3 protein-coding genes and 5 tRNA genes are annotated in these 4784 nt (G+C 42.7%); 7 read left to right on the top strand and 1 reads right to left on the bottom strand.

Going from position 1 to position 4784, the window contains the following annotated elements:
* The first annotated feature begins 2 nt into the window (after positions 1-2).
* From ADA01nite_RS21240 to ADA01nite_RS21220, 5 genes are all read left to right on the top strand, one after another.
* Positions 3-78, top strand: a tRNA-Met gene (locus ADA01nite_RS21240).
* Between the two features lie 199 nt (positions 79-277).
* Positions 278-354, top strand: a tRNA-Pro gene (locus ADA01nite_RS21235).
* A 7-nt stretch (positions 355-361) separates the two neighbouring features.
* Positions 362-436, top strand: a tRNA-Cys gene (locus ADA01nite_RS21230).
* A gap of 147 nt (positions 437-583) precedes the next feature.
* Positions 584-669 (top strand) — tRNA-Leu (locus ADA01nite_RS21225).
* Positions 670-678: 9 nt separating this feature from the next.
* Positions 679-755: transfer RNA gene (locus ADA01nite_RS21220), tRNA-Val, on the top strand.
* Between the two features lie 497 nt (positions 756-1252).
* Here the strand turns inward: ADA01nite_RS21220 and ADA01nite_RS21210 are convergent.
* Positions 1253-1771, bottom strand: a complete 519-nt coding sequence (locus ADA01nite_RS21210) for an SMI1/KNR4 family protein (RefSeq protein ID WP_146812426.1) — start codon at positions 1769-1771, stop codon at positions 1253-1255.
* Between the two features lie 392 nt (positions 1772-2163).
* On the opposite strand from ADA01nite_RS21210, the gene ADA01nite_RS21205 reads away from it, so the two are divergent.
* Positions 2164-3585, top strand: a complete 1422-nt coding sequence (locus ADA01nite_RS21205; RefSeq protein WP_146812425.1) for an aldehyde dehydrogenase family protein — start codon at positions 2164-2166, stop codon at positions 3583-3585.
* Between the two features lie 71 nt (positions 3586-3656).
* On the top strand, positions 3657-4766 hold the full coding sequence (locus tag ADA01nite_RS21200) for a tartrate dehydrogenase (protein ID WP_281286059.1): 1110 nt from the start codon (positions 3657-3659) through the stop codon (positions 4764-4766).
* Positions 4767-4784: the final 18 nt, after the last annotated feature.

The following is a 4784-nucleotide window of genomic DNA, read 5'->3' as shown; positions in this document are numbered from 1 at the left end:
ATCGCGGGGTGGAGCAGTTGGCAGCTCGTCGGGCTCATAACCCGAAGGTCGCAGGTTCAAGTCCTGCCCCCGCAACCATTATTTTATTTGATTTGAACAACATTAAATAGTCTTCTTCATTCAAATACGACGGTGGTACCCGCAGGGTGCGTCCAAAATTACCCCAATACTTTTGCGGAGACCCAAAATAATCTATTTTATTTATCAGTGTTGCTTCAATATGCTTTATTATAGGTAGTTATGAACGATATCTGTTTCGCATATATTGAGTGTATATCGGGACGTGGCGCAGCTCGGTAGCGCGCACCCTTGGGGTGGGTGAGGTCGCAGGTTCAAATCCTGTCGTTCCGACCATTTATATGGGAGTATAGCCAAGTGGTAAGGCACAGGTCTGCAAAACCTTTATTCCCCGGTTCGAATCCGGGTACTCCCTCCATTGTTAATGAAGAAGTGGTTAGACACGGCTCTATAGTATCTTTATTTTTTGATTTGAATCTATGTACTATCCATACAGCTTTCGAAAAAAATGCTTGTAAAAACTTCGTATATATGATAAATTGAAATAGTTGACGCAATAATAAATGCGGTCGTGGTGGAACTGGCAGACACGCTATCTTGAGGGGGTAGTGAGCATCGCTCGTGCGAGTTCGAGTCTCGCCGACCGCACCATACATAATTGGACTCATAGCTCAGCTGGTTAGAGCGCTACGTTGACATCGTAGAGGTCGGCGGTTCGACTCCGTCTGAGTCCACCATACATATGAATGTGGAAACCCTTGGTATACGAGGGTTTTTTTGATGTTTAAAAAGCATTTTGACACCGAAGCTAAAAGGCGTAATCTTTGTTTGGTGAATGACAGAAGATTATTAAACCTGCTTACAGCTTCCGCTTGCATAGTGTCATTTGAATTTTGCGTCCTAATCGCTCGGATACCATTTTAATATGCTCACCTTGTTTCAGTATCAGGCTTGCGTGCGTATGTCGTAAATCGTGAAAACGTATTTGAGGCACTTCTGCTCACTTAATTAGTTTAAGCCACTCACGGCGTAAATTAGCAGGGTTTACAGGCGTGCCTTTAGTCGAGCATACCACCAATCCGGATGGATTATAGATAGCCTTGCTTTTCTGCTCTTTTAAAGCAGCTTATTGTAAATATCAACGTAATCATGGCCATCATTTGTTTTTACTATTAGCTTAATCTTGTCCAAGCTAAAATCTCTCCTTATTCAATAAAATCGTGCATTTATATACTTAAATATCATCGTAAGCGTCACCTAATGAAATAAAATCATCTTTTAACCAATAAGGATAGTTTCCACGATTTTTGATTAGATTTTCTAGCAGTTCACCAAATGAATTAGCTATAATTGGTGTGTCACCTATTAAAGCATGAGTTTCATGAAAACTATCATAGCACCTTCCCAATCGTTTACGATCAAGATCAATCGTTAAATAATCTCCATTACCATCGGAAACTACTATATACCAATTCATTGATATTTCATTTTTATATTCATTTGAAGCAGCCATCTCTTCAAAAATTTTTTGTCCAAGTATTACTGGATTAGCCAATACAAAATTATTTGGTGGCACTATATGATATTCATAATCACAATCGATAAATAAACTTATTCCACCACACAACGTATAAAATTGATATATATCTTCTGGTAGTTCATGCCCTTCTTGTACTGTTGGAACACCAACAGATGGGTAAACAATACAATTAGGTAAAGATTGAACTTCTTCAATTAATTGTTTTATATTCATGTCAGATCATCCTTTTACAAATAAAATCACTCCGTTGTGTATATGCCATACCCTACGTCAGTAGCTACAAAATCATTTTAATCTCTTGCTTTGAATACGTCCTCATATACCCAAGATCTTTTTTCCTCCCTCTTCTCCTTCTTTCCTCACGATTTTCACAGAAAACGGTTTTACTAAATATTGGCTCTGTTTTGAGTTAATAACAATTCGAAATGAGTTAGTATGAACTCGAAACAACAAAGCCAAGGGAATGAAAACATGGTTAAACATCGGGAAAATTCGTTTGGCATTCCTTTTGCAATTATAAAAATAGTGTAAAAGCCTTTTTGTGCTTACCTGTGCATGAATGTTGTGTCATCTCGATAACGTTCAAAGGAAGAGAGGATGGGAGTATGCAAAAGAAATTGTTTATCAATGGAGAATGGATAGAAGCGAAGGAATATAGTCCGCTTTATTCGCCTTATTCAGGTGAACTGCTTGCTTACATTCCCATGGCTACAGAAAAAGAAGTTGAACGCGCCATTGAATCAGCCTGTCAGGCCAGGGATGTATTGGCAAAAATGCCTGCGCACAAGCGGGCGGGTATTTTGGAGAAGCTGGTTTTTCTTCTTCAGGAGCGTATGGAGGAAGCGGCGGAAATCATTGCAGCTGAAGCAGCCAAGCCGATCGCGTTGGCACGGGCGGAAGTGGCCCGTACGATTGAAACGTACAAGTTTTCTGCTGAGGAGGCAAAAAGAATACACGGTGAAACGATTCCGCTTGATGCTGCGCCCGGTGGGGAAGGAAGAGTCGCATATACGGTTCGGGAACCTGTCGGTGTGATTGGAGCGATTACACCATTTAATTTTCCGATGAACCTTGTCGCTCACAAAGTAGGGCCGGCAATTGCAGCAGGAAATACCATCGTGCTGAAACCTGCTTTACAAACCCCGCTCTCTGCTTTGTTTTTGGCTGAATTGCTCCAGGAAGCGGGGTTGCCTACAGGAGCGTTAAATGTAGTGACCGGAAGTGGAATAGTAGTAGGGGAGAAGATTGTTACCGATCCGAGAGTGAATATGATTACATTCACCGGCAGTCCCGGTGTTGGGATTGGCATACGCAATAAAGCAGGACTAAAGCGGGTTGCGTTAGAACTCGGCTCGAATGCCGCTGTCATTATCGATAAGGGCACTGATATTGACCGTATTATTTCTCGCTGCGTTACCGGTGCTTTTTCTTTCCAGGGGCAAGTATGCATTTCCTTGCAGCGAATATATGCCCATGAAGAGGTATATGAGGCATTTGTTGAAAAATTTGTGGAAGCGACGAAGCTGTTAAAGATAGGCGATCCATTTGACCCGGCGTCCGATATATCTGCCTTGATTTCTGCCAGGGATGTACAACGTACACTGAATTGGATTGAAGAAGCAAAACAAGGAGGGGCAAGAGTAGTGACAGGCGGAAAAGCAGAAGGGAATGTTTTGTATCCGACCGTCATTCTGGAAGCGGACACGTGCCTGAAAGTTTCCTGTCAGGAAGTCTTTGCCCCGATCGTGTTGATTAATAAAGTGAAGTCTGTTGAAGAAGCCATTGAACTGGTGAATGATTCGCGTTATGGTCTGCAGGCCGGAATCTATACGGAAAACGTTCGTACTGCGCTGGATGCAGCCGAGAAATTGCATGTAGGCGGGGTTATGCTGAATGATATTCCGACATTCCGTGTCGATCACATGCCTTACGGTGGTGTGAAAGAAAGCGGGATGGGGCGTGAAGGGGTCAAGTTTGCCATTGAGGAAATGACAGAGTTAAAGCTCATTGTCTGGAATCGAAACTAGTTTCAAGTAATCTGGGAAGAGGGGATTTTTCTTCTTCACAGATAGACATAAAGCATAGGGGGATCAGGTTGGTGAAAATATTTAAAATTGCGGTCATTGCAGGTGATGGAATCGGGCCGGAAGTCATTAGAGAAGGTGTGAAAGTATTAAACAAAGTAGCCGAACTTAGCGGAGATTTCCGTTTTGACTTTACGTATTTCCCATGGGGATGTGAATACTACGTAAAGCATGGAAAAATGATGGATGACGACGGCATTGAGCAATTAAAAGTGTTCGATGCGATTTATCTCGGGGCTGTCGGCTATCCGGGAGTGCCGGATCATATTTCGTTATGGGATCTGCTGTTAAAGATTCGTAAAGAATTTGATCAATATGTGAACATTCGTCCCATTCAATTATTGCAAGGAGCCCCTTGTCCGTTAAAGGATGTTGGGAAAAAAGAGATTGATATGCTATTTATCCGCGAAAACAGCGAAGGGGAATATGCTGGTGCCGGGGATTGGCTGTTTAAGGGGAAGGCTGAAGAAGTTGTGCTGCAGACGGGCGTTTTTTCCCGCAAAGGAACGGAGAGAATTATCCGATATGCTTTTGAAACGGCACGAAAAATGGGCAAATCGTTAACAAGTATAAGCAAAGGAAATGCGTTGAACTACTCCATGGTATTCTGGGATCAAATTTTTAATGAGATTAGCAAGGAGTATCCGGATGTTGAAACACACTCGTATCTTGTGGATGCGGCCAGCATGTTTATGGTAAAACAGCCGGAACGCTTTCAAGTCGTTGTCGCTTCGAACCTGTTTGGCGATATACTAACAGATTTAGGGGCTGCGATTGCCGGAGGAATGGGGTTGGCTGCCGGAGCGAATATCAATCCAGAGCGAACGTATCCTTCGATGTTTGAACCCATTCATGGATCTGCGCCGGATATTGCAGGCAAAGGCATCGCCAATCCTCTTGCGGCGATCTGGTCTGCGAGCCAAATGCTTGAATTTTTTGGATACAAGGCATTGGCAGATACTGTGATACAAGCTATCGAAAAAATATTGCAAGAAAAAGAGGTTCTCACACCGGATATGAACGGTACGTCTTCCACTTCGGAAGTAGGGGACAGAATGGTAGACATTATCTCCTCCATGTTGCACGATGAACGGCTTGAACGTCCCTTATTTTCTCAACAATAATATGGCGATATATAATTA

The sequence above is a fragment of the Aneurinibacillus danicus genome, from assembly GCF_007991215.1.
In the GTDB taxonomy this organism is placed as follows: Bacteria; Bacillota; Bacilli; order Aneurinibacillales; family Aneurinibacillaceae; genus Aneurinibacillus; species Aneurinibacillus danicus.
The sequence above is the reverse complement of the archived record's forward strand: the minus strand, read 5'-3'. Positions and strand labels throughout refer to the sequence as shown.

Bases quoted from the DNA above. Each gene is read 5' to 3' on its own strand.
- ADA01nite_RS21205 (WP_146812425.1), top strand. From the start codon at position 2,164: ATGCAAAAGAAATTGTTTATCAATGGAGAATGGATAGAAGCGAAGGAA.
- ADA01nite_RS21210 (WP_146812426.1), bottom strand. From the start codon at position 1,771: ATGAATATAAAACAATTAATTGAAGAAGTTCAATCTTTACCTAATTGT.